21 protein-coding genes and 1 tRNA gene are annotated in these 24,492 nt (G+C 63.7%); 8 read left to right on the top strand and 14 right to left on the bottom strand.

Annotated elements, in window-relative coordinates; all coding sequences use genetic code 11:
• Nucleotides 1-3 precede the first annotated feature (3 nt).
• The 8 genes from ACQR1W_RS23175 to ACQR1W_RS23140 all read right to left on the bottom strand — a co-directional run bounded on the left by ACQR1W_RS23175 (nucleotide 4) and on the right by ACQR1W_RS23140 (nucleotide 9,915).
• The gene (locus tag ACQR1W_RS23175) at nucleotides 4-1,371 is read right to left on the bottom strand and encodes an NAD(P)-dependent oxidoreductase (RefSeq protein ID WP_434852943.1); all 1,368 of its coding nucleotides are present in this window, start codon (nucleotides 1,369-1,371) and stop codon (nucleotides 4-6) included.
• Nucleotides 1,372-2,834: 1,463 nt separating this feature from the next.
• A complete protein-coding gene (locus ACQR1W_RS23170) occupies nucleotides 2,835-3,491 on the bottom strand; it encodes a L,D-transpeptidase (RefSeq protein WP_434852942.1) in 657 nt (218 codons plus the stop codon).
• 502 nt (nucleotides 3,492-3,993) lie between these two features.
• Nucleotides 3,994-4,069, bottom strand: a tRNA-Lys gene (locus tag ACQR1W_RS23165).
• 183 nt (nucleotides 4,070-4,252) lie between these two features.
• Nucleotides 4,253-4,894, bottom strand: a complete 642-nt coding sequence (locus ACQR1W_RS23160) for a Spy/CpxP family protein refolding chaperone (RefSeq protein ID WP_434852941.1) — start codon at nucleotides 4,892-4,894, stop codon at nucleotides 4,253-4,255.
• A gap of 153 nt (nucleotides 4,895-5,047) precedes the next feature.
• Nucleotides 5,048-6,331 carry a TRAP transporter large permease gene (locus ACQR1W_RS23155; protein ID WP_008970521.1) on the bottom strand — a complete coding sequence of 428 codons (1,284 nt, stop codon included), beginning with the start codon at nucleotides 6,329-6,331 and terminating at the stop codon, nucleotides 5,048-5,050.
• The gene (locus ACQR1W_RS23150; RefSeq protein ID WP_008970520.1) at nucleotides 6,331-6,903 is read right to left on the bottom strand and encodes a TRAP transporter small permease; all 573 of its coding nucleotides are present in this window, start codon (nucleotides 6,901-6,903) and stop codon (nucleotides 6,331-6,333) included. Before ACQR1W_RS23150 ends, ACQR1W_RS23155 begins: the two co-directional genes overlap by 1 nt.
• A gap of 113 nt (nucleotides 6,904-7,016) precedes the next feature.
• On the bottom strand, nucleotides 7,017-8,009 hold the full coding sequence (locus ACQR1W_RS23145) for a TRAP transporter substrate-binding protein (RefSeq protein WP_434852993.1): 993 nt from the start codon (nucleotides 8,007-8,009) through the stop codon (nucleotides 7,017-7,019).
• 331 nt (nucleotides 8,010-8,340) lie between these two features.
• A complete protein-coding gene (locus ACQR1W_RS23140; protein ID WP_008970518.1) occupies nucleotides 8,341-9,915 on the bottom strand; it encodes a 2-isopropylmalate synthase in 1,575 nt (524 codons plus the stop codon).
• 1,149 nt (nucleotides 9,916-11,064) lie between these two features.
• On the opposite strand from ACQR1W_RS23140, the gene ACQR1W_RS23135 reads away from it, so the two are divergent.
• Nucleotides 11,065-11,457: a hypothetical protein gene (locus ACQR1W_RS23135; protein ID WP_434852940.1), complete on the top strand. Its 393-nt coding sequence runs from the start codon at nucleotides 11,065-11,067 to the stop codon at nucleotides 11,455-11,457.
• A 109-nt stretch (nucleotides 11,458-11,566) separates the two neighbouring features.
• A complete protein-coding gene (locus ACQR1W_RS23130; protein WP_434852939.1) occupies nucleotides 11,567-13,906 on the top strand; it encodes a DUF4132 domain-containing protein in 2,340 nt (779 codons plus the stop codon).
• Nucleotides 13,907-14,194: 288 nt separating this feature from the next.
• On the opposite strand, the gene ACQR1W_RS23125 is transcribed toward ACQR1W_RS23130, so the two are convergent.
• Nucleotides 14,195-15,796 carry a serine hydrolase gene (locus ACQR1W_RS23125; RefSeq protein WP_434852938.1) on the bottom strand — a complete coding sequence of 534 codons (1,602 nt, stop codon included), beginning with the start codon at nucleotides 15,794-15,796 and terminating at the stop codon, nucleotides 14,195-14,197.
• Nucleotides 15,797-16,179: 383 nt separating this feature from the next.
• Here ACQR1W_RS23125 and ACQR1W_RS23120 point away from each other — a divergent pair, with 383 nt between their 5' ends.
• Nucleotides 16,180-17,658, top strand: a complete 1,479-nt coding sequence (locus ACQR1W_RS23120) for a hypothetical protein (RefSeq protein WP_434852937.1) — start codon at nucleotides 16,180-16,182, stop codon at nucleotides 17,656-17,658.
• 3 nt (nucleotides 17,659-17,661) lie between these two features.
• On the opposite strand, the gene ACQR1W_RS23115 is transcribed toward ACQR1W_RS23120, so the two are convergent.
• Nucleotides 17,662-17,862 (bottom strand): DUF2905 domain-containing protein, encoded by a 201-nt coding sequence (locus ACQR1W_RS23115; protein ID WP_008970511.1) that lies wholly within the window; start codon nucleotides 17,860-17,862, stop codon nucleotides 17,662-17,664.
• 280 nt (nucleotides 17,863-18,142) lie between these two features.
• Between ACQR1W_RS23115 and ACQR1W_RS23110 the strand changes: the two genes are divergently transcribed.
• From ACQR1W_RS23110 to ACQR1W_RS23095, 4 genes are all read left to right on the top strand, one after another.
• Nucleotides 18,143-19,705 (top strand): serine hydrolase domain-containing protein, encoded by a 1,563-nt coding sequence (locus ACQR1W_RS23110; protein WP_434852936.1) that lies wholly within the window; start codon nucleotides 18,143-18,145, stop codon nucleotides 19,703-19,705.
• A 144-nt stretch (nucleotides 19,706-19,849) separates the two neighbouring features.
• Entirely contained in the window at nucleotides 19,850-20,077 is a 228-nt protein-coding gene (locus ACQR1W_RS23105) for a hypothetical protein (protein ID WP_434852935.1), read from the top strand.
• On the top strand, nucleotides 20,074-20,667 hold the full coding sequence (locus tag ACQR1W_RS23100; RefSeq protein ID WP_434852934.1) for a hypothetical protein: 594 nt from the start codon (nucleotides 20,074-20,076) through the stop codon (nucleotides 20,665-20,667). Before ACQR1W_RS23105 ends, ACQR1W_RS23100 begins: the two co-directional genes overlap by 4 nt.
• A 79-nt stretch (nucleotides 20,668-20,746) precedes the next feature.
• On the top strand, nucleotides 20,747-21,061 hold the full coding sequence (locus ACQR1W_RS23095; RefSeq protein WP_434852933.1) for a hypothetical protein: 315 nt from the start codon (nucleotides 20,747-20,749) through the stop codon (nucleotides 21,059-21,061).
• Between the two features lie 169 nt (nucleotides 21,062-21,230).
• Here the strand turns inward: ACQR1W_RS23095 and ACQR1W_RS23090 are convergent, their stop codons facing one another.
• Nucleotides 21,231-21,464: a hypothetical protein gene (locus ACQR1W_RS23090; RefSeq protein ID WP_434852932.1), complete on the bottom strand. Its 234-nt coding sequence runs from the start codon at nucleotides 21,462-21,464 to the stop codon at nucleotides 21,231-21,233.
• Nucleotides 21,465-21,589: 125 nt separating this feature from the next.
• Between ACQR1W_RS23090 and ACQR1W_RS23085 the strand changes: the two genes are divergently transcribed.
• On the top strand, nucleotides 21,590-22,318 hold the full coding sequence (locus ACQR1W_RS23085) for a Crp/Fnr family transcriptional regulator (RefSeq protein ID WP_434852931.1): 729 nt from the start codon (nucleotides 21,590-21,592) through the stop codon (nucleotides 22,316-22,318).
• 34 nt (nucleotides 22,319-22,352) lie between these two features.
• On the opposite strand, the gene ACQR1W_RS23080 is transcribed toward ACQR1W_RS23085, so the two are convergent.
• From ACQR1W_RS23080 to ACQR1W_RS23070, 3 genes are all read right to left on the bottom strand, one after another.
• On the bottom strand, nucleotides 22,353-22,985 hold the full coding sequence (locus ACQR1W_RS23080; RefSeq protein ID WP_434852992.1) for a CAP domain-containing protein: 633 nt from the start codon (nucleotides 22,983-22,985) through the stop codon (nucleotides 22,353-22,355).
• Nucleotides 22,986-23,113: 128 nt separating this feature from the next.
• The gene (locus ACQR1W_RS23075; RefSeq protein WP_434852930.1) at nucleotides 23,114-23,335 is read right to left on the bottom strand and encodes a hypothetical protein; all 222 of its coding nucleotides are present in this window, start codon (nucleotides 23,333-23,335) and stop codon (nucleotides 23,114-23,116) included.
• Entirely contained in the window at nucleotides 23,332-24,483 is a 1,152-nt protein-coding gene (locus tag ACQR1W_RS23070) for a PepSY-associated TM helix domain-containing protein (RefSeq protein WP_434852929.1), read from the bottom strand. Before ACQR1W_RS23070 ends, ACQR1W_RS23075 begins: the two co-directional genes overlap by 4 nt.
• Between the last annotated feature and the right edge of the window lie 9 nt (nucleotides 24,484-24,492).

Genomic DNA, 24,492 nt, shown 5'->3' with positions numbered 1-24,492 from the left:
GACTCAAGCTCCTGCGTGCTCGGGCACTGCAGCGGACTGCAGCGCCGCGACGATGGACGCCGCGGCCGCCTTGCCGTCGGCGACCGCGGCCACGGTGAGATCGCTGCCACCGACAACGCAGTCGCCGCCGGCCCAGACGCCGGGAAGGCTGGTGCGGCGCGCAGCATCGACCGCGATGCGGCCGTTCTCGAAGCTGACACCGCTATCGGCGAGGTCGCTCGCGAGCAGAGTCTGGCCGATCGCGGTCAGCACCTGATCGGCCGCGAGCGTGACCCGCTCGCCGGTCGGGACCAGCCGGTCGCCCTCGCTACGCGTCCGCTCGAAGGTGACGCCGCTGACGGCACCATCGGCCCTCTCGAACGCAACCGGGACGAGGTTCTCGCGGATCAGCACGCCGCGCACCTGCGCCACGTCCTGCTCATAGCGCGAGGCCGGCATCTCGGCCTTGGAGCGGCGATAGGCGATGGTGACACATTCCGCGCCGAGCAGCTTGACCTGGGTCGCCGCATCGATCGCGGTCATGCCACCGCCGATCACGATGACGTTGCGCCCGATCGGCAGCACGGTCTTGTCCGGCGCCTGACGCAGCGCTGCGATGAACGCCACTGCATCGCTGACGCCCGCCGGCACGTCGCCGAAACCAAGCCCGTTGGTGCCGCCAAGGCCGAGGCCGAGAAACACCGCATCATGTTCCGCTCTCAGGTTGGCCAGGGTGATGTCGCGCCCTATCGCCTTGCCGTATTCGATCGTGATCCCGCCGACGGCAAGAACATAAGCAAGCTCCGCTTGCGCGATGGCGCCGGTGACCTTGTAGGCGGCGATGCCATATTCGTTGAGTCCGCCGCCCTTGGGACGCGCCTCGTAGATCGTCACCTGATGACCGGCCCGCGCCAGCGCGTGCGCGCAGGACAGCCCGGCGGGACCGGCGCCGACCACGGCGACGCGCTGTCCTGTTGGCGGACCGGCGCGATAGAGCTGGCGCCCGCTCCCGAGCAGCGCGTCAGTCGCATGGCGCTGCAACCGTCCGATCTCCACCGCCCGCGCCTCCGAGGACTCGCGCACGCAGGCGCCCTCGCAGAGATTTTCAGTGGGACAGACGCGGGCACACATCGCACCCAGGATGTTGGCATCGAGGATGGTCTTGGCAGCAGCAACCGGAAGACCATTCGCGATCTGCCGAATAAAGAGCGGAATGTCGATCTTGGTCGGGCACGCCGCGACGCAAGGCGGGTCGTAGCAGAACAGGCAGCGCTCGGCGGCGACCCTCGCCTCGTTGGGATGGAGCGGCGCGACCAGGTCCTTGAAATTCTCGCGGCATAGCTCGGCAGAGATTCTGTGGCCTGCAAGGCCGGCAGCCGGTTCGTTGCTCAACCTAGTCCTCCTGCAGTCCCGGTCGCTGTAGCGACCTGTCCGAGAACGATCTTGCTCCGGAAGATTTGACCAAGTGATCAAAATTGTCAAACGCCGACATGCGTTGCGGCCGCAAAAAAGATGTCGGCGCGCGCCTGAACACGGCCTCTGCCCGCGCGACCGGCGCACTGCCGATTCCCATGGCAATGATTGCCCTTGGTTTGAGCGATCCGGCGGAGCTTGCAGATCACAAGGCGACAACGACAGGCGCGTCTGCGTCCATACAGAGTCACGCGAGCGGCAGCGGAAGTCTCGCCAGGCTAGGCGCGCGGTCACTCGCCCGGGACAACGACCATGATCCAGACCCGATCAGGACCCGTGATAAGGACGCCACGCTCCTATTAGGTCCATCTCACCGAGATCAGCGGCGCGTCGATCGTGACGCCCCATGCGAATTTGATGAACTACAAAACATCAATCCGGGGCTCGGCCAGCTCACTCGCCCCCGCGGTCTGCGGAGCGGCGCGATGATTTTGTGTTGCGTTGTGTTTGGGCTCCTGTACGAGCCTCAACGTTATCCATGATCCACATCCTTTCCTCGATCGCCAGCATAATGATCCACAATCACACAGATTGCCGTGAATCGGATTTCCGAGCTAGCTAGTTCAGATGTGACCGGGTAGTCGGTCGGGCTACTCGTTCTGTGCAAGAGGAAGAAGCGGAGAAAGGCAGCACTTCTTGCTGTTCGTACTTTACGGCAGCCAACCGAAATTCGCAGGAGGAAAAATGCGCTCTCTGGCCGCGTCGCCGAGCCAACCGGATCGGTCCTTTTTTTTGGGCCATGGCTATTCAGGAGTCGCACCGTGCACGTAATCTCCCTTTTTTGAGCAGCCTACGATCTTATTCGGCTCAACTTATCCAGCTTAGGATGGAGGCCTGTGCGGCAGAGGCGAACGGCTCGGACCGAAGTATTTGGCTCGCCATCTTGGCATGCCACCGCTCGGGACGTCAGAGTGGCGAGCATACTCAAGCAACGAGACTAGCCATGAGCCCCCCTCGCGCGCATGCGCAAAGCTGAAACCGTGCCACGCGTACACTTGGTTCGAGACTCAGCAAGCGATTGCAAACAAAAAGCGCCGGATCGCAAATGCGGGCCAAAGGCGGGCCGGCGACAGAAAGCCTCTGGACCAATCAACTGATCGCCGGCCTGACCGGCATCGTTGCGGCCGTGCTGTCGCTGATGATCGCCCGGCGCCTGGCGCCCGGCGCAACGAGTGCTCGCCGCGGCGTAAGGCGCTTTCCGGATTCGAAGCGTCGCGTAGCCGGTCAGCGCAATAGTGCAGGTCCGTCGGTGCGAGTTCGCTCGGAAGAGAATGAATAACTTGTCCGCACGACTCCAACGGAACGGCCCCGGTCTTTGCGGTGCCATGCTCGCCGCGCCCGCACCGGCTGGCGACGCGTGGACCAGCGGCCGACGCCGTTGCCTATGCCGGCAGCACGATCACCTTCGTCTTGACGGGCGTTCGCGAATAGAGGTCGAGCATGTCCTGACTGAGAAGGCCGGTGCAGCCGCTCGTAATGCCGTTCCCGATCGTTTCGGGGTCGCTGGTGCTATAGATCGTGTAAAGCGTGTAAACCCCATTTTGATAGAGGTAGAGCACGCGGGCACCAAGTGGATTGTCGAGACCTCCCGGCATGCCGCGAGCATATTTGCCCGCCTCCGGCTGGCGCGCGATCATCTCCTTGGGTGGCGTCCAGGTAGGCCATTCGGCTTTGCGCCCGACATAACCCTCCCCGCTCCACCGAAACCTATCGCGGCCGACATTGGCGCCATAGCGGGTCGCGTTTCCCTCGCCTTCGATGCGGTAAACGTAGAATTTGCTGGGATCAATGATAATCGTACCGGGCGCCTCATTGCTGTCGTAGTGCACTGTCTTGCGAAAGTATTTCGGATTGATCTTGCTAACATCGACCGCAGGGATCGGGAATTTCTCGTCGGGCACAGGCCCGTAGACCTTCTCTGCTTCGGCCATACTCATGTAGTCGGATGCGCAGCCGGCGAGGCCCAGTGCGGCGAGACCGGCAGCGGAGCCGAACAGAAACGCTCGGCGGTTGAGAAAGCGGAACGGTGATGATGTCATGGAACCGAATTGTTTTCCGCTCCGACTGCTGATTTTCCAACGGTTGCAACCGACGCTCGGTTGCGCTCGCAATGTGGTGGTCCTGATTCACTCCCAACCGTTAGAGAGAACCTCGATAACGAAGGCAATGGGAGACGTGTTGCGAACCGGAGCGCCCAAACATTCAGCCGGCCTATGTATTGCGGACGGCTCTCGCCGTGCAGGGAGGGGCGTGAAATGCGGCCAAGCGCTGTTGCTAGCGCGGGCTATTCTAGCTTGTAATCAATTGAAAGCCTTAATGGCGTCCCGTAGGGATTCGAACGACCATACGCTTGTTGGGCGCAGACAACTGAGTGGCACTTTCGAAAGAACAACTAGCCGCTGTTCGAGCCCCGGCTTGGCCGAGCCCTGCCGATCACATTGTCGCGAATAGACGGCCCGCCGGCGTTCAAAAACACCGTTTGAAAAACCGTTTTAGTTTTGCCTTCTCAAACGGTGGATCCAGCTAAGCCCTTGGAATGCTTGGTGGGCGCACTAGGGCTCGAACCTAGGACCCGCTGATTAAGAGTCAGCTGCTCTACCAACTGAGCTATGCGCCCGGAGCTTGCGTCCGGAAAGACCTTCACAAGAGCCGGTCGTTTAGCAAAGCGATTCCCGGATGTCCAGCAAGAGAAAGGGATTTTTCGCATTCCCGGACCGGGAAAACCGGCCGTTTCCGGCGGTTTTCCCCAGCGTGCTGCAGAGCAGCCGATTCCGGACGAACCGCCGGCAAATTTCCGGCATCAGAGCCGACCGGAATCGTGCTCCTCGTCCGGCCCGCCCATATGATCCGGGGAAGGCCCCATGAGGCCCATCGGGCCCGTGCCAGACATTGGCCCCATACCGAAGTGGCGTCCGCCAAAGCCTCGTCCGTCGGGACCATTCTCGCCCCGCTCCATCCAACGGTGCCGCCAACCGTCCGGACCGAACCTCCCGGCGTGATGGGTCAGCACGGCCAGCCGGCGCTTCTGGGCATCGTCGAGGGTCTTGTAGAGCGGGTCGGCGGCATCCGCGATCTTCTTCATCGCCTCGGCGGTCGCCGCCATCGTGTCAGCGCGCTCCCGCAAGCGGGCCACCGGATCCTCCGGCGTCTGCCCCTCCTGATTGTCGTCCGCCGCCTTCATCCGGGCGTTGGCGCGATCAACGCGCAGCTTGACCAGGTCGCGCACGGCGCTCTCCACCGGCGGCCACAGTTTGTCCTGATCCTGCGTCAGCTTCAGCCCGGCATGGACGGCAGCGATCCGCGCATCGAGGAATGCGGCGCGGTCTTCGGGACTCATTCGCACGTGGTGCATATGATCGGAAAACCACGAGCGCTGAGCGTAAACCGCCGTCGAGCCCGCGATGGCGAGCGCCGCGACTGCGGCAACAGTGAACCTTTTCATGCGAACCTCCATCGGAAAGGCCGGACCAGCATGAGGGCCTTCGATCTCGCGATCAACTTACAGTTTGGATAGAGTCCTCCGTATCACGCCGATGTAACAGTCTGACAGCACAGCAAAATCTGGGCGATTTGTTTCAGATCATTGCAGACTGCTTCAAATCATGCCGAGCAGCTTCGGCAACCAGAGCGAGATCTCCGGCACGTAAGTGATCAGCCCCAGGAAGACCAGCATCGCGCAAAGCCACGGCAGCACTGCGATGGTGATCTCGCTGATGCCCATCTTGGCAATGCTCGATGCGATGTAGAGGTTGAGTCCGACCGGAGGATGGCACAGGCCGACCTCGGTATTGACGATCATCAGCACGCCGAGATGCACGGGATGCACGCCGAGCTTGGTCGCCAGCGGAAACAGGATCGGCGCCATTATCAGGAGGATCGACGACGGATCCATCACATTGCCGGCGAGCAGCAGGATGACGTTGACGACCAAAAGGAACATCCAGATCGAGAAATGCTTGTCGACGATCCACGCCGCCATCGCCTGCGGGATCTGCTCGTGCGTCATCAGGAACGAGAACAGCACCGCATTGGTGATGATGTAGAGCAGCATCGAGCTCATGCTCGCGGCCTGCAGCAGCACCTTGGGCACATCGACGAGCTTGAGCTCCTTGTAGACGAACACCGTGATGATGAAGGCGTAGACCGCGGCGACGGCGGCGGCTTCAGTGGGCGTGAAAATGCCGCCATAGATGCCGCCGAGCACGATGCCGATCAGAAGCAGGCCCCACAGGCTCTCACGGAAGGCGGTGAATTGCTCGGCGAGCGTCGCCCGCTTCAGCTTCGGGTAGCCGTTGCGGTAGGCAACGAACCAGGTCACCGCCGCCAGCATCAGCGCCAGCAGGATGCCCGGCACGATGCCGGCCATGAACAGCGCGCCGATCGAGGTGTTGGTGGAGACGCCGTAGAGCACCAGGATGATCGAGGGCGGCACCAGGATGCCGAGAGCCCCGGAGGTCGAGATCACGCCGACGCCGAAGCGGCGCGGATAGCCGTAATCGACCATCGCCGGCATCATGATCGAGCCGATCGCGACCACAGTGGCGACGCTGGAGCCGGAGATCGCCGCGAACATCGCGCAGGCCGCGACGCCGGCAAGGCCGAGCCCTCCCGGCAGATGTCCGACCAGCGAGGTCGTGAACGCGATCATGCGCCGCGCCACGCCGCCGCGGGTCAGGAACGTGCCGGCCAGGATGAAGAACGGGATCGCCATGATCCCGAAATTGTCCAGGCCGGAGAACAGCTTCAAGCCGACGCTCTCGATCGGCACTTCCGTCATCGTGAACAGGAAGGTGAGCACGGTGAGGCCGAGCGAAATTGAGATCGGCATGCCCGTCAGCATCAGGGCAAACAACAGTCCGAAGATCAGCGCCGCGCTCATCAGGCTTCTCCGAGCGCGATCGGCGCCTTGGGGCTGACCTCGATGTCATCGACATGGGAGGCGTCGTGATGCGGCAGGTTGCCGGTCCAGAAATAGGCCCACATCACCTGAATGAAGCGGAAGCACATCAAATAGGAGCCGAGCGGGATGCAGGCATAGACGATCCAGCTCGGGATCTCGAGATCCGGCGAGACCTGGTCGGTCTGCATCAGCTCGATGACGAACTTGGCGCCCATGGTGCCGACGATGAAGGTGAACACCACGCCGCCGAACAGGCCGAACAGGATCACCCATTTGCGCCAGCGGTCGTTGAGGCGATTGATCAGCACGTCCACGCCGACATGGATGCCGGTGCGCACGCCATAGGCGGCGCCGAACTTGGCCATCCAGATGAACATGTAGATGCAGAGTTCCTGCGACCAGGCCAGATTGATCTGGAACAGGTATGGATAGAGCACGGGCACATCGACCAGGAAGCGATGCGCCACGGCGATGAAGGTGATCAAGGTCGCAGCGCCCATCAGGCTCGCGATGATGATCTCCTCCAGCCGGTCGAGAATGCGTAGCAGCATGAAGGTCCCCAACAGGCGATCGGACGGCGCGCGACCGCCGTTCGATCATTCACCGGACCGCGGCGCAGAAGGCCGCGGCCCATCTTCGCTGTCTGCAGGCTGGATTTGCCGCCTCAGTTCATCGGGCTGCGGCCGGTCTCCTTGAGGAATTCGTCGATCAAGGGCTGACCGACCCGCGAGGCCACGTCCTTGTAGACCGGCATCATCGCCTTGCGCATCGCTTCGTCCTGCTCGGGCGTCAGCGTGACGATCTCGGTCTTGGCGGCCTTCTTGATCTCTTCCAGCGCGTCGTCGTTCTCCTTGGCCGACTGGCTGTTGCCGAAGTCGGTCGCTTCCTTCATCGCCTTCTCGCAGGCCGCGCGAATGTCCGGCGGCAGGCCGTCCCAGAACTTCTTGTTCACGACCACGACGTAACCGATATAGCCGTGATTGGTCACGGTCGCGTATTTCTGCACCTCGTGCATTTTTTGCGTGTAGATGTTCGACCAAGTGTTCTCCTGGCCGTCGACCACGCCGGTCTGCAGCGCCTGGTACACGTCGGAGAACGCCATGACCTGCGGGATCGCGCCGAGCGCGCGGAACTGCGCCTCCAACACCTTGGAGGACTGGATGCGGAATTTCAGGCCCTTGTAGTCGGCAGGTACCACCAGCTTCTTGTTGGCGGTCATCTGCTTGAAGCCGTTGTCCCAATAAGCAAGCCCGGTCATGCCCTTGGCATCGAGCAGCTTGAGCAGCCTGGCCCCGAGCGGGCCGTCGGTGACCTTGCGCAGGGTCTTCAGGTCGGGAAGGATGTAGGGCAGATCGAACACCTCGAACTCCCTGATTCCGATCGGGCCGAATTTCGAGTTCGAGGGTGCCAGCATCTGCACGGCGCCGAGCTGCAGCGCCTCCAGCTCTTCCTTGTCCTTGTAGAGCGTCGAGTTCGGATAGACTTCGACCTTGACCTTGCCGTCGGTGTATTTCTCGGCCAGTTCCTTGAACTTGTCGGCCGCCTTGCCCTTCGGCGTGTCGGACGCCACGACGTGGCTGAACTTGATCACGATCGGATTGTCGGCGGCCGCGGCCGGCCCGACCAGCGCGAGCGCGGCAAGCGAGGCCGCGAACATCACATGACGTTTAGTCAGCAAGACTTCCTCCCGAAGTTTCTTGGGGGGCGCTTGCGATGACGCCCCCGCTTGTATGCCAGAGCATCAATAGCGGTAAGGCGGACGGATTGCCATTCACCGTTAGCCGCAGAGGCGGAAATCCCGTGCTGCGATGCGAAAGCCTTGCATTCCCTTCCCTGTCATTCCGGGACGGTCCGTCAGGACCGACCCCGGAATCTCGATTTTGTTAGCACCTGTGCGGCCGAGCTCGGGATTCCGGGTTCAGCCGCTCCGGCGCAAAATCGCTTAGCGATCTTGTCGCCAGCGGCTGCCCCGGAATGACAACATCGGATCAGCTCGCAGCAACCGCCGCGGCGGACTGCTGGGCCACATCGCGCTGGCGCTTCATGACCAGCTTGTTGAGCGCGCCGAGATAGGCTTTCGCCGACGCCACCAGCGTGTCGGGATCGGCGGCGCGTGCGGTCATCGAACGGCCGTCCTGCGACAGCCGCACCGAAACCTCGGCCTGCGCGTCGGTGCCTTCGGTCACTGCATGCACCTGGTAGAGTTCCAGCTTGGCCTCGTGCGGAACCAGCGACTTGATGCAGTTGAACACGGCGTCAACCGGTCCGTTGCCCTCGGTCTCCTCGATCCGGGTCTCGCCGTCGACGTCGAGCTTCATGGTGGCGCGCTGCGGCCCGCGGGTGCCGGCGATCACGCTCAAGGACACCAGCTTGATGCGGTCATGGGCATGCACCATGCCCTCGTCGATCAGCGCTTCCAGATCCTCGTCGTAGATGTGCTTCTTGCGGTCGGCCAGCGCCTTGAAGCGGACGAAGGCGTCCTCCAGCTGGTTGCCGGAGAGCTTGTGGCCCATCTCCTCCAGCTTGTGGATGAAGGCATGGCGGCCGGAATGTTTGCCCATCACCAGCGAGGTCTGCTTCACGCCAACCGTCTCCGGCAGCATGATCTCGTAGGTCTGGGCGTTCTTCAGCATGCCGTCCTGATGGATGCCGCTTTCATGCGCGAACGCGTTGCGGCCGACGATCGCCTTGTTGTACTGCACCGGGAACGAGGTCGCCGCCGACACCACCTTCGAGGCATGGGTCAGCTGCGTGGTATCGATCTTGTTCCAGAACGGCAGCTTGTCGTTGCGCACGCGCATCGCCATCACGACCTCTTCCAGGGCCGCATTGCCGGCGCGCTCGCCGATGCCGTTGATGGTGCATTCGATCTGCCGCGCACCGGCGCGGATGCCGGCCATCGAGTTGGCCACCGCCATGCCGAGGTCGTTGTGGCAGTGCACCGAAAACACCGCCTTGTCGGAATTCGGCACGGTCTCGCGCACGCGCTTGAATAGGTCGAAATATTCCTCCGGCACGGCGTAGCCGACGGTGTCGGGAATGTTGATCGTGGTGGCGCCGGCCTTGATCGCGGCCTCGACGCAGCGGCACAGGAAGTCGAACTCGGTGCGGGTGCCATCCTCCGACGACCATTCGACGTCGTCGGTGTGGTTGCGCGCCCGGGTCACCGAGGAGACCACCAGCTCAAAGACCTGCTGCGCTTCCATCTGCAGCTTGTATTTCATGTGCACCGGCGAGGTAGACAGGAAGGTGTGGATGCGACCGCGCCTGGCGGGGCGGATCGCTTCCGCACAGCGATCGATATCCTTCGCACCGGCGCGCGACAGGCCGCAGACCACGGCGTTCTGGGTGCGCTTGGCGATCTCATTGACCGCCTCGAAATCGCCGTCGGAGGCGATCGGGAAGCCGGCCTCGATCACATCGACGCCCATCCCGTCCAGCATGGCGGCGATGTTGAGCTTCTCCTCGAAGGTCATGGTGGCGCCGGGGCATTGCTCGCCGTCGCGCAGGGTGGTGTCGAAAATGATGACGCGGTCCTTGTCGGACTTCGGTGCGGTGGACATCGCTTGAGTTCCTTGTTCGCTGGTGCGCTTATCTGGAAGGCGCTGAAGGGTTTTCGTGATCTCGCGCGAACCCCTGAGTGCCCAGGCGCATCGCGCCCAGCCGGCCCTCAGGGGCAGCTAAGAAGCAGCAGCCCGAGCGAAAGGGTCGGGGTAAGGGTGAGCAGCAGCGGCGCGGCAGCGATCGTCGGTGCGGAAACCGCTCCGTCGATTGCTCCAATCCTTGCGCCACGAATCAGCATTGCCAGACCCTTCGAGAACACCACTAGCGTGCGGCAAAACCATTGATGCTTGGTTGCCGGCGCGTTCTCTAGCCCCTTTTTAACCGAGAAAACCTAACCACCGCAACGCCGAATAAGGGTCAGGAGGGGTGACGTATTGCGGCCCATTCCCAGCCGTCACACCCGCGCAGGCGGGCAGTACACCGCACTGCCGGAGGTAAAGCACGAAGGCCTCTGGAATACTGGATCGCTTCCGGCTTCCGCGGACGATAGCCCTGAAAATTGTGGCTTCGACATCGCACCTCTCCTACGTCCAATCAGACACACCTTCGCCGTCCCGCGGCACGGCGTGCCCGGGTGATGCCGATACCGAAGCCCTCGAAGTCGGAGGGCGCAGGGATGGCCGGGAGCTCGCCGCCCCCATGGCCCCCGTGCGGAAGGAAATGCACGGGGCAGGAACCACAGGATCGGCCTAAGACATCCCGGCCTTCCCTGCGCGAGTGGTTTACGGCTTATACGCGCTCTCCCAGGGGACCGGCTTTCTTGCCCCCTCTGCGCAACGCGTAAACGCGTTGCGCGCGGCGTCAGCACCGGGACGCCGGGACCACACGACTTCACCGTCCGCAAAGGCGCCAGTCGTCTACAGGCGCCTTCACGTCCATCGCAGCCCACCTCCACGTATCGTGACGACGCGTACGTCCCTTGTCGACGAGGCGGGATGACGAGATAGAAGCACGATTTCGGAAAAAAAGAAAGAGAAATCTTGGCGCGAAGTCCTAACGCAGACTGCCGGCTCGATCAACTGGAGCAAATTCGTCTTTCCGCGCAGGCACGCGTCAGTCTCAACATCGCAGGCGACCGACAACTTCGGCTTGCGCAGTTTCCGTCCCTGCATCACACTCCAATTTTCGTCCCGTCAGACCAAACGAGCATGACCCTCGCCCTGAAGATCATCGACCAAACCCCCGGCGCTCATGCACCGGTGACGCGCCACTTGCGAGTGGCAAGCGAGCGCATCACCCTGCGCGAATTGATCACGCGGCGAATCGAAGACGAAGTCGCCGTGCTCAACGCCGCCGGCGACGCCCCACTGACGCCGCTGATCATGCCGACGGATTGGGAGCGGCGCCTCAACGACAAGCCGCCGAAGCCACGGACCGTCGACGCGGCGCGCCAACTGGCGGCAGCGTTGGAGGCATTCCAGCGGACCCGCATCCTCGTCGTGGTCGACCGCCGGCAAGTCATGGACCTCGACGAGCCGCTCACGGTCACGCCGGAGTCGGAAGTCCGATTCATCAAGCTGGTGCCGCTGGTGGGCGGCTGACACAATGGATTTCCTGAAAAGACTGGTATCGACCCTCGGAGGCGAGAGGTCGGCTCACGCTGATGTCCGCTCGCCCGCGGAGTTGGTAGCTGCCTTCGAGCAGGAAGCCGTGTCGTCGAAACTGTCCTTCACTTTTGGCTATCTGCCCGCCGCGAGGGCCATCCTGGCCAGGCCTCGCTCCGACTGGCCGGAATTCGCCGTTATCGCCATCCAACGGATCAAGCAGATACTGGACCAGAATCAAGAGCTGGCCGAACAGAATGAGCATCAGATCTCGCCGCGTCTGGATAGTCTCGGCTCTCTGATGCATCAGCTGCTTCGTGAGAGAATCCCTTGTACGGAATTGCAGCTTGCGACCGTGCTCCGCATCTGCGGTGAGAACGTCCCTCAATTGCGCTACAGGGTGCCGTTTGAGGGGCTGATCCGACAGATCAAGCCGCTGGCCAAGCGGGCAACTGCCGATGACGATCTTTCCGCCGCCATCACCGACTTTGCCGCTGCTGCGCGGTCGTCGGGACTGCTGGGCAAGACCCTTCTTGTCCACCTGGAAAGGCTTGTGCCGCGAGACACGCAGGGACCGACGCTGCTCTCGAGCGGCTGGGCCACAGCGGTGCTGGCACAGCCGCTGTCTCAAAGCCGATATCGGGTCATCGCCCATGCGATCGGCGCGGCGGACAAATCGAAGCCGAGCGCGAAATTCCTCAAGACCGCGCGCGAGTTGCTCACCGAGGACGGCGGCATGGCCGAACAAGTCATGAGCTGGATCGAGGCCTACACGCCCGATCCGCAAGCCGCAGACCCCAATGAGGACACCATCCGTGGCCTGATCTGGATGCTGTCGGCCGCCGGGCAGGACTTTGTCGCGGTCCGTCTTGGCCGCTATTGCGAGCTCTGCTTCAAGAAGGTTCCCAATGTCGGTGCGCGTTCCGTCAAGCTCGGCAATGCCGCGATCCAGGCACTTGCCACGCTCGCCACCCCGCATGCGATCGCGGAGCTGACCCGGCTGAAGAGCCGTCTGCGCTATCCGGTGGTGGTGCGCCGGATCGCGGCGATGCTGGACGATCTCGCGGCGCGACTGCACGTCAGCGCCGAGGAGCTCGAAGAGATGGCGCTGCCAACCTTCGATCTGGCACCAGATGGCGAACGCCGCCTGCCCATGGGCGAGGGCGCCGCCATTCTGCGCATCACCGGCAGCAGGGAGGTCTCGCTGTCCTTCGTCGGCAGCAGCGGCCGCGAAGTTGCTTCGCCGCCCGCCGCGCTCAAGGAAGCGGCACCGGAGGTGCTGGCAACAGTGCGCCGGCTACGCAAGGAGATCGAGGCCACACTGGCGGGACAGTCCGCCCGGATCGAACGGCTCTATCTTTCCGATCGCGCGCTTCCGCTCGCGACATGGCGCGAGCGCTATCTCGATCATCCTTTGATGGCCGGCCTGACGCGACGGCTGATCTGGCGCTTTGGCTCGCCGACCGGCGCGGTCGCCGGCTTGCCGCGCGCCGGAGGCGAGATCGAGGATGTCGAAGGCCATCGTCTCACGCTCGGCGCCGGCACCAATGTGTCGCTCTGGCATCCGATGACCAATGAGGCCGCGCATGTCCTGGCGTGGCGGCGCCGACTCGCAGCGCTCGGCATCAGCCAGCCTTTCAAGCAGGCCCATCGCGAGATCTATCTGCTCACGGATGCGGAGCTCGCGACGGAGATCTATTCCAACCGTTTCGCCGCCCACATCATCCGCCAGCACCAGTTCAAGGCACTATGTGACCAGCGCGGCTGGACGTACCATCTGATGGGCGACTGGGACTCGCACAACACGCCGACTCGGCCGTTACCGGACCGAGACCTGTTCGTCGAGTTCTGGGTGAATTGGATCCAGGACGCGGAGACCGGGCAGACCGGCGTGTATGAGCTGATCGCGACGGACCAGGTCCGCTTCGTCTCATCCGCCGGCGAAACCATTCGCCTAGTCGACGTGCCTCCGCTTCTGTTCTCCGAGCTGATGCGTGACGTCGATCTGTTTGTCGGCGTGTGCAGCGTCGGTAACGATCCTAACTGGGGCGATCGCGGCCCCGAGGATCGGTTCCGGACCTATTGGCAGTCCTACGCGTTCGGCGACCTCGGCCTGTCGGCCAAGACGCGCGCGGAGGTGCTCGCGAGCCTGCTGCCCGCACTCGTGATCGCGGACCGCTGCACGCTCGACGATCGCTTCCTGATCGTGCGTGGAAAGCTGCGCACCTACAAGATTCATCTTGGCAGCGCCAACATCCAGATGGAGCCGAATGGCCAGTATCTCTGCATCGTGCCCGGGCGCGGCAAGTCGGCCGGGCCACCCCCGGAGCGATTGGTCCTGCCGTTCGAGGGCGACTCCACCCTCTCGGTGATCCTGTCCAAGGCGTTCCTGCTCGCTAATGACAACAAGATCAGCGATCCCACCATCTTGCGTCAGATCAGATGAACCGATCGCACTCGCGCATTCTCGCCTGAGATGAATTTTCGCTGTCACCCGCCGAAGAGAGTCTCCGCGACCTGATGCGCACGGATACGCGGACTTCGAATGCCCTCCACGAGGCCGGAGTAATGGGCCTACAATTTGTCACGACCAGAATGGTCCGCCGCGTATCAAGCAGGCGGATCATGGTCGACCACGAGCAAGGCGGCGCCTGGATGCGGCGGCGTCATCATGTCGGCAAACACGGCATCTACCTGGTCGTCGAGACTGCTCATTGATCGGCTCCGTTGCGAATTACTGCGGTGTCCGAATCCGTGTCCCCCGCATGTCGCGGCCGCCCTGATGCAACACGACCGCGACCACGGCACCCTGCTCGCGCTCGAAATGCAGCTCAGCCTCGACGACCTTGTAGAAGAACGCGTCAGGCGCGCTGGCGAAGATCGGAAAGGCCGCCTGCCCCGTCAGCTGCGCTTTGAGGCCGTTTCCATCCAGCCTGACATCGAGCACCGCGCCGAAATCGAACCTGTATTGCCCGACATAGTTGGACAACACGGCGGCATCCGGCGTGATCTCCTGCGGCTCCGGCGGGATCTCGGACGGCGACAGCTTCGGCGCCCAATGGTCGCCGTGCTGATGCAGCACGAGCCCAGTGACCGCGCCCTGAGCATCGCGCGTGAAGGTGATGCCGGCGTCGACCGGCTTGGCGAAGAAGCTATCAGCCGCCGACGGGAAGATCGGGAGGACGGCTTGGCCCGTCGCCTGCGTGACGAGGCCGCCATCCTTGCGGAAGACCTTGAGCAAGAAGCCCTCACGCAGCCTGTAGGTGCCGACATAGTCGTCCAGTTCGGCATCGGGCAGCGTCACGGGCTTCAACCCGGTGCGCAGCGACGCTGCATCGTCAAGCGCAGCTCTCCCGAGGTCGTCGATGTCGATGGCGGCGTTGGTGAGAACTACGACGCCCCGCTTTCGATCGGCGGTCATCCCGAGAAAGCTGTGATAACCGCCGGTGCCGCCATTATGCCAGAGCACGCCATTCGCGCTGGTCATCCAGGCAAGGCCGATGCGCCCGAGGTTCGGGACGTCGCGGCGAGGCTGCTGAGCGGTTGCGATTGCATCGGCCAGAGCCGGCGGCGTGAGCCGCATATTGGCCTTCAGATAACGCAGCATGTCGTTGGCGGTGGAACGGAGAGCTCCGGCCCCGGCGAGCACGTCGAAATCCCAATCCTTGACGGGCTTTCCGTTCGCATCGTGACCGGGGGCGAGATGCGCCCGCATCTCGTCCGTCAATGCGACCCCGGTCATGGCCATGCCCAGCGGCTTCAGGAGCTTGCGGTCCACCAGGTCCGGGTATGTCGTCCGGTCGGCTTGCGCGAGCGCGTAGCCGAGCAGGCCATATCCAAGATTGGAGTATTCGTAGGACGCACCGGGATCACGCGGCAATTGATAGTCGGCGAGAAAGGCCTTCAACTTGGCAGCATCGTAATCGGCATAGGGATTGGCTGCATCGACCGGCAGCAGGTTGAGTGGAAGCCGTGGCAGCCCGGAATACTGCGTAGCGAGGTCGAGCAGCGTGATCTCCTTGCCGCCACGCGACGGGATCCTGACATCGGGCAGCAGCCCCGCCACCGGCGCATCGAAGGTAAAGCGCCCGGAGCGCACCGCATCAGCAAGCAAGGCCGCCGTGAAAGTCTTGGTGATCGAACCGATCTCATAGACGGTGTCACCATCTGCCGCCCTGCCATCGTCGAGCCGGCCGAACGCGGCGATCTCGCTGTCGTCGCCATCGACTACCGCGAATACCAGCGTTGGACAGAAGCCGGCGGCGATGCGCTCATTCGCGGCCGTCGCGACCCGTTCGGGCAATGCGCCAGCGCGCGCCGAAGCAACGGATGTCATCAGCAGCACTCCCGCCAAGGCTCTTCTAAATCTCACCCTCGCCTCCATCTCGATCGAGGCGCCCGAGACTGATGGCGCCGCGATATTACTGGCAGCATGGCTCGAATGCTTCTGAGGCAGCAGATCGTCACAGCCGTGCGCAGCAATCTAAGCCTTCCGTCGAGATCGTCACCGGCTTATACGCCTTCTCTGTTACGAATTGTAGCAATTCGCCATCTCCTCGATAACCCGTCATGACGCAGCGGCGTGGGCGAAACGTCCGGCTCAGCAAGCGCCGCTTGCAAGCCGTCGGCGTGCTATAATGGCGCCATGACCAACCGCATCCTCCTCCATGGCGTGCCGAACACGCCCGCGATATGGGGACCCAAGGAGGCGAACTGGCGATGTCCGATGGCATGCTGGCCCGTCGTGAACTGATGGCGCTGCTGTCGGCCGTCGGCATCGGCGGGTGGCTCGGCGGCGGCGCCGGACGCAGCGTGGCAGCTCCGGCAGCATCCGCGCCCTCGCCAGGCCCGGCCCGTGCCGATGTCAGCGTTCGCCTCGACCGCGACAGGCCCGGCGCAACGCTGACCAGCCGCTTCGCCGGCCTGAGCTATGAGAAGGACAAGCTGCCACAGCCGATGTTCACGGCAGGCAATGACGCCCTGCTCGGGCTTTATCGGTTGTTGGGACCGGGCGTGCTGCGCATCGGCGCCAATGCGGTGGATCGCTGCGCCTGGCTGGGCGCGACGCCGAAGCTCACGCCGATCCTGCCCGCGATGGTCGACGCGCTCGCCGGCTTTGCCAGACAGGTCGATTGGCAGGTGATCTATGGCATCAACCTCGCTAACAACACCACCGAGCTCGCCGCCGCCGAGGCCGCCTACGCGGTCCGGGCGCTGGGAGATAACTTGCTGGCAATCGAGATCGGCAACGAGCCGGACCTCTATCCTCACAACGGTCATCGCCCGCGCGGCTGGCGCTACGACGATTATCTGACGGAGTGGCGTGCCATGGCGAGAGCGATCGCCGCGGCTGCGCCCTCGGCCCGCCTTGCCGGCCCGGTCGCGGCCTCGTTCTCCAGCGGCTTCACCCTGCCCTTCGCGCGCGATGCCGCCGCGCAGATCAGCCTGCTGACGCAGCATTACTATCGTGCGGACGGCCGTGACCCGGAGTCCACGCTGGATCTGCTGCTGCAGGGCGACCCTAGCCTGGCCCAACAGCTGCAATCGGTCAGCCAGGCCGCGCACGACAGCGGGGTGCAACTGGGCTGGCGCATGGCCGAGTGCAATTCCTTCTTCAATGGCGGCGCGCCCAATATCTCGAACACCTATGGCACCGCGCTGTGGGTGATGGATTTCATGTTCCGCTGTGCGCTCAACGGCTGCAACGGCGTGAACCTGCACGGCGGCGGGCATGGTCCCGGCTACACGCCGATCGCCGACGACAAGGGCGAGGTCGTCGAGGTGAGGCCGGTCTATTATGGCCTGCTGCTGTTTGCGCTTGGCGCCCAGGGAAAGAACGGAGGACAGAACAGGGGAACGACCGTTCCCGCAACCGTCGAGGGCCCCGCCGGCCTGCGCTTCAGTGCCTACGGCGTACTGCGCGACGATGGCGGCGTGAACGTGCTGATGATCAACAAGGAGGCCGAGACCGTTGTTGATGCAGAGCTGTTGCTCGACCAGACAACCTCCACGCTGGAGCCGTTCTGGCTGAGCGGTGCCGACCTCGCCGCGACCAGCGGACACAAGCTCAATGACGCGCCCGTCTCTGCGCAGGGTACCTGGACGCCAATGGCACAGGCCGCCGTGCCCGTCGCCGCGCAAGCGGCGCGGATCCACATGCCGCCTGCGAGCGCGGTGCTGCTGCGCTCGCGACCGTGACCTCTAGCGATTGAACAGCCACAGCACCACGCTGACGAGGACGCTGAGGATCAGCGACGTCATCAGCGGGAGATAGAAGGCGAAGCCCGGGCGCTCGACAACGATATCGCCAGGCAGTCGGCCGAGGCCGAGCTTGCCGACATAGGGCCACAGCAGCCCGATCGCGACGAGGATGAAGCCGAAGATGATGAGTGCGCGTGACATTTGCATGTTTCCAGACCGCCGCGACGGACTGATCGCCGTGCTTCACCTGCGCATGCCGTCGCGAGCCTTCCCGCATCATCTATGAACTCGCGCGACTTTTTCCACCGCAACTGGCCTTTTCGCTGGCGGGCGATCGCATCTCACCGAAAACCGGCGCGTGCTCATGATTCTCCAACGATGCGAGCGGTTCGCCGAAGTCATTGAAACCGACACTCTCCGTGGTAGTATAGGCAGGGGCCCGCACTGTAGCCATCTCGTTCCCTTCAATCGGATATTGCAGATGTTCAAGAACAGGATCGGCTGCTTGCAGCTTGCGCTTGGTCTCGTGCTCGCCGGCCTCTTTGCTCAGAACGCATCCGCCGGGGACAGCAAGCCGACTGTCTGGCCCGTCCCCGACTGGCAGAGCGCCGCGCCGGAAGAGGAAGGCATGGATTCGGCGGCGCTGGCCAAGCTCGTCGCGTCCGGCAAGACGCTCAGGCTCGACAGCCTGCTGATCGCGCGCCACGGCCGCATCGTGCTCGACGCCGCTTACGCGCCCTACAAGGCCGACGAGCTGCACATCATCAATTCTTCGACCAAGGCGGTGGTCGCCACGTTGATCGCAATGCTGCAGAAGGATGGGGTGCTCGACAGCCTCGATCATCCGGCGCTTGATTTCTTCCATGATCGCAAGATCGCCAATGTCGACGAGCGCAAGCAGGCGATCACCGTCCAGCATCTGCTCAACATGAATTCGGGCCTGGACTGGGACGAAGGCTATAACGGCGGCCCCGAAAAATCCGTTTTCGAGCTGGGACGAAGCGCCGACTGGGTCCAGTACATTCTCGACCAGCCGATGGCGCACGCGCCCGGCGAGGCATTCTACTACAACAGCGGCAACTCGCATCTGCTCTCCGCCATCATTACCAAGCTCACCGGCCGGAGTGCGGAACAATTCGCCGCCGAAAGGCTGTTCGCGCCGCTCGGCATCACGGACCACGCCTGGTTCAAAGACCCCCAAGGGGTTTCGGGCGGCGGTTTCGGCCTGGCGCTGAAACCGCGCGACATGGCGAAGATCGGCTATCTCTATCTCCGTGGCGGGCGCTGGGGCGAGCAGCAGCTGCTGCCGCCCACCTGGATCGACGCCGTCAACCACGCCACCATCAGCATGAACGCGAAGTTCGAGCCTGGCCTGCGCTATGCCAACCAGTTCTGGGCCCTGCCGGACCGCAACGTCTTCATGGCGGTGGGCTATCACTGCCAGGTCATCATGGTGCTGCCCGATCCGAATATCGTGGCGGTGATGACCGCGCGCGACTTCTGTCCGTTCCGCAAGCTCGCGAACGACATTTCAGCAGCGGTCAAATCGGACGGGGCGCTGCCCGCCGCCCCCGAGGCCGCGGCGGACCTCGCTGCAGCCGTCCGCGATGCCGCGACGGAGACGCAGAGTGCGGTCGGTGCGGTGCCGGAGATCGCGGCGACCATCTCAGGCAAGACCTACACCTTCCCGCCCGGCCCGCTCGGCGTCAACGCCATCACGCTTGAGCTCACGGGCACCGATCCTCATGTTGCATGGGACATCCCAAGGCCGGGCCCTGGTAACAATATTCTGCACCTGCAGAATCCGATCGGCCTCGACGGCACCTACCGCAAGACCGCGCAAAGCCATCCCTGGCAACCTTACGCCTACCGGGCCATGAAAGGCAGCTGGATCGACGCCACGACATTCGCGATCGACGTGCAGTTCATTGGCCAAGGCGAAGAGCGCACATGGCGCCTCACCTTCGATGGCGACAGGGTGGTGTTCAAAACACGTGGCCGATACGGCAAGGAACTGGCGGTCGAAGGCGAAGTCCGCAACTGAACACGCGCGACGGTCCCGGCGCATTCTCGTCTGTCGCCGGCGGCATGATCAATCCCTGTTGTAAGTAGAACTCTGCTTCGAGGCTCGCGTTGGTGTTTCGCACAGCCGGTCCCACACGACCGGCAGGGAACGCGAGGAACCAGCATGTCGACCTCGAGCAAGACCAAAGCGAGCATTCGCCAGGGCGGCCCTGGCGCGTCGCATGAGAATGCCAAGGAACCTTTGCATATCGAGAAGCCGCCGGCGGACGACCCGATGCGGCGCCGCAGCCGCGTCTCCGGTGGTGGTGGCGAGCACGATTCTCATCACACCCACGAATCCGAAGCCAAGGGCGGGAACACGCATCCGGCGCATGGAGGGTTCAAGCGATGAGCAACAAACATCCCAAACTGCCAAAACCCACCAATGTCGATCTGGTGCGCAATCCGCTGATCGGCGCCTCCAAGGGCGTCACCATGGCGCAGGCGAACCTCGATGACCTCGAGCAGATCGAAGGGGCCAACACGATCGAAGGCGACGTCGAGAACGACACCAATGCGCTAGGCGGCATCGACAAGGCCGAGGTGATGGACCGGCGTCGCGCGCCACCGAAGCCCGAGCATGGCGGCCCGCCGCGGCACATGCAGCTACAGGGCCGCAAGACCCACGAGCAGCAGCTGCGCATGCTCGAACGCAAGCCGGATAATCCCGATTCCAACGAACTCGCCCGGGAGATCGAACGCGAGCTGGATCGTAAGACCGTCCCGCAGAGAACCAGCCGCGACTCAGCGGCCGGTCCGCACCTCAAAGGCAAGGGAGACGGCTCGGGCGGCATGACCAACCTGCAGGATGATCTGGTCGGTGAGAACATGGTGCTGTCGAACCGCGACAAGGCGGCAAGCTCGCGCGAGCGCGGCGAGGACGGACGATGGGTGCAGACTGAACAGTTGCAGGATCACGTCGACAACAAGGGACGTGGATAGCGACGTCTCCGGCCATGCTGTCGGGAACGGCGACCTCAGCGCGAGGTTGGTGTCGCCTCCCGAAACGAAAGGACATGACATGAAGTTCACCACGATCGGATTGGCGGCGGCGCTCGCACTGACCGGCTCGCTCGCACTGGCGCAAGGCACGGGCAGCACGGGAGGCGGCGCAGGCGGCAGCACGGGCATGTCGGGCACGACATCCGGAACGACGAGCGGTCGCACCGCCGGCACCAATCTCAACGGCTCTTCGAACGGCGCCGGCACCGTCGGACGCGGCACCGGCAGCAGCACCGCCACGGGCGGACGCACCGGCAGCAGCACGGGCATGGACGATGACGTCACCAACCAGAACGGCACGATGAGCCCGCATGCGGGAGCAAAGGGACGTTAGCGCATAATCGTCGCTGAACGCGAAGGACCAAACCGGCAAAGCCAGCCCCTCTTTCTCAGGCGAGAAAGAGGGGCTTCTTATTTGCTCTCCGTCAGCGCGCTCTGCCATGGCCGCGAGACCAACGACACGCGCTCGTGCTGCTGAGGTTAGCGGAACCAGCCGCCCGCGTTCAGGAGCCGGCTTTGTTGATGCCGTCCAAGCGCTCGCGGAGCCGCTTCAACGTCGCCTCCGACGGCGGGGCATTCTGAAATTCGCGGATGGCGCGGGCCAGTTCCTGATCAGTCATCGGTTGCGCAGGCTGCTTGAGCCGACCGTCGGCCAGCGCCTCGGCGAGAACGTCGACGTGGGGGCTGCTCGTACCGAACAGCTGACGAATGCGGTGCAGGAATGCGATGTGCGGCACGGTTCATCTCCCGGGCGCGACGCCTCCGCCTGCCCATCATTCCTCCCCCATTTGCGGAGCGTAGGCAGGAACCGATGTCCGTAGCATATCATTTGATACGGAGGCCAGCTGACGAAGGCGCTTTCATGCGGAACGTGGACCGGATCCTGTTGAGAAAGCTCAAGCGGCATTCGCGGCTGTCCAGCGACGACGTCGCGGAGGTGAACGGCTTGAGCTTCGCGGTGCGGGAGCTCGCCGCCAATGAAGACCTGATCCGGCAGGGCGACGATCCGGATGTCTCGGCCGTCGTCGTCTCCGGCTGGCTCGCGCGCTACCATCTGCTGTCGTCCGGCGCGCGGCAATACATCTCGTTCCACATGGCCGGTGATTGGCCCGACGCCCAGGCCCTGTTCCTCGACCAGATGGATCATGCCGTGTGCGCGACCGGTCCGGCGGCGGTCGCGACCATTCCGCACCAGGAGCTGGTGCGCGCGATCAGCCGCAGGCCAACGCTTGGGTTCGCGATCTGGCGCGAGACCCTGATCGATGCCGCGATCTTTCGCGAGGCGATCACCAACAACAGCGCGCGAGCCAAGCCCGCCCGCATGGCGCATCTGTTCTGCGAATTGTTCTATCGCGCACGCGCCTTGGACCTCGCCGACGACAACGCGCTCGATCTGCCGATCAGCCTGCCTCAGCTCGGCGAAGCACTCGGCATGGCGATCGCGACCGTCAACCGGACCTTGGCGGAATTGCGCGCGAGCCGCGCGGTCGATTTTCGCGGCGGCTTGCTCACCATCCACAGCTGGCCGAAGCTTGTCGCCATCGGCGAATTCGAGCCGGGCTACCTGCATTTGAAGAAGCCGGCGCTGTGAGGGGTATGACCCCGCTGGTTTCGCGCCGCTCACATCAGATGCATAGTCCGAGCACCTTGATGTTCAGGTGGCAATCCTTCGGCGGCGAAGCGCCCCATTTGTGCGCCGATTCGGACTTTGGCTCGGACTTGGCGGCAGATTTGGTCTCGGCCTTGGCCTGCGCCACGACAGGCGGCTTGCCTCTGGTCTTGTCTTTGCCCTTGTCGTTCTTGACCGGCGGCTTGGTCTCGTAATCGCCGGCGATCACCATCGCCCAATAGGTGCGCTTGCCGCTGGCGTTCTTGGCGCTGGCGATGCCGACCTTGGTTGCGTTGTGCAGCAGCAGGTTCTTGCGATGCGGCGGCGAATTGATCCACTGCCCGAGCGTCTTGTCGAAGCTCTCATAGCCGTACGCAATGTTCTCCGCCGCGCGACCGGCGTTGGACGGCGCCACGCGGCGCGTGAACGGCCCGAGCACCTCGTGGCTCAGATCGTCCTTCGCAGCCATCGCCCGCGCCTGCTCGGCAGCGATCCGGTCGAGCGTTGCATCTCTGCTGACACGGACCTCACCATGCTTGAGGCGGAACTCGGAGATCTGCTCGGCCGGTGAACCCTCGGCCGCAATCGCGGTGTGGACCGAGACGGCCAGGACCAGCCCGGCCACCATCGCGCGCCATGATCGGAACATCATCGATTGAATGCCCCATTTGGACGATAAAGCACGGCCGTATCGATATCGGCCCGCGCTTCTCTCAAGTAGGGCTATCGCTATAAAGAGCTTTTCGACGATCGGAAAGTCCGAGCCTGACCGCCGTCTCAGCGTCCGCCGGCGGCACGCAGGCCCCAGATCACGCTCAGCACCGCCGGAATGGACAACACCGCCCACGATATGGCGTCCCAGACGCCGTCACCGAACAATGCGAAGGTCAGGCCGGCAGCGGCGGCAAGGCCGACGGCGAGCGGTGCCCGGAACACCTGCCAGGTGCTGCGGGGCCTGAAGTGCGGCGAGGCCGTTCGGCCGGGTGCGATCCGCATCATGACGTTACGGCCTCGCGCGCGGCAACTGCAGCCGCGAGCGACGGATTTCGCCGCGCGACGCGCTTGCGGGCCGCCCATAGATAGACCCCGCTGCCGAGCACGATGATCGTAATCAGGTCGAACAGTGCCCAGATGATCTTCAGCGGCCAACCGCCATAGTCGCCGAAATGCAGCGGACGCGACACCTGCAGGCCCTGCAAATACCACGGCACCTCGGGCGAGACGATGCGCTCGGCATTTTCCGCCTCGACCAGCACCGGCCGGAACATCCGGGCCGAGAACGGCGTCCGGCCCTTGGTCCAGACGATCAGATGCTGCGGGCTGCCAAACCGCGCGGCGGTCGGCAGGGTCACCGAACTGATCAGCCGGTCCGGAAACCGGGTGCGCACTGCGGCCACCGCGGCTTCGACCGAAGCCGCCTTCGCAACCGGCCTGCCCTGATAAGGGGCGAGCAGGCTCGGAAGCAACTGCGCGCGCCAGAGATCGAACAGCGGCGTGGCCAGCGTGTTGATGGTACCGGTCAGCCCGACCGCCAGCATCCAGGTGACGGTGAGGATGCCGAGCAGATTGTGGGTGTCGAGCCATCTCAGCCGCGGCGAGGCGTGGCCGCGAACGGTGCCGAAGGCGAGCTTGCGCATGAACGGACCATACAGCACGACACCGGAGATCAGCGACAGCACGAAGACGAGCCCCATCACGCCCAGGAACAGCTCGCCGGGAAGCCCTGCGAACATCTCCTTGTGGATACGCAGCACCACGTCCATCAGGTCCGGATGCAGCGCCACCTCACCGAGCACCGCAGCGGTGCGCGCGTCGAGGGTGACGCGATGAAACGCGCCCGGCGCCGGGACCGGCGTCGGCGATAGCGCAACCGTCACCAGTGGCTCGCTCTGCTGCAGATTTGCAAACAGCACGTGTTGTCCGGGAAAGCGCGCCTGCGCGGCTGCAATCACCCGGTCGAGCGAGACGCGCGGCGTATCGGCCGGCATGTCCGGCGCAGCGATCTGCGGCTCGAGCCAATCGTCGATCTCGTCATGGAAGATCAGCGGCAGTCCGCTGATGCACAGCATCAGCAGGAACAGCATGCTTGCCAGCGACGTCCAGGTATGGACCGACGACCACAGCCGGATGGTGCGCGCGCGTGCCATGCTCTGTCC

Source organism: Bradyrhizobium sp. HKCCYLS1011, assembly GCF_051167795.1.
Classification (GTDB): Bacteria; Pseudomonadota; Alphaproteobacteria; order Rhizobiales; family Xanthobacteraceae; genus Bradyrhizobium.
The sequence above is the reverse complement of the archived record's forward strand: the minus strand, read 5'-3'. Positions and strand labels throughout refer to the sequence as shown.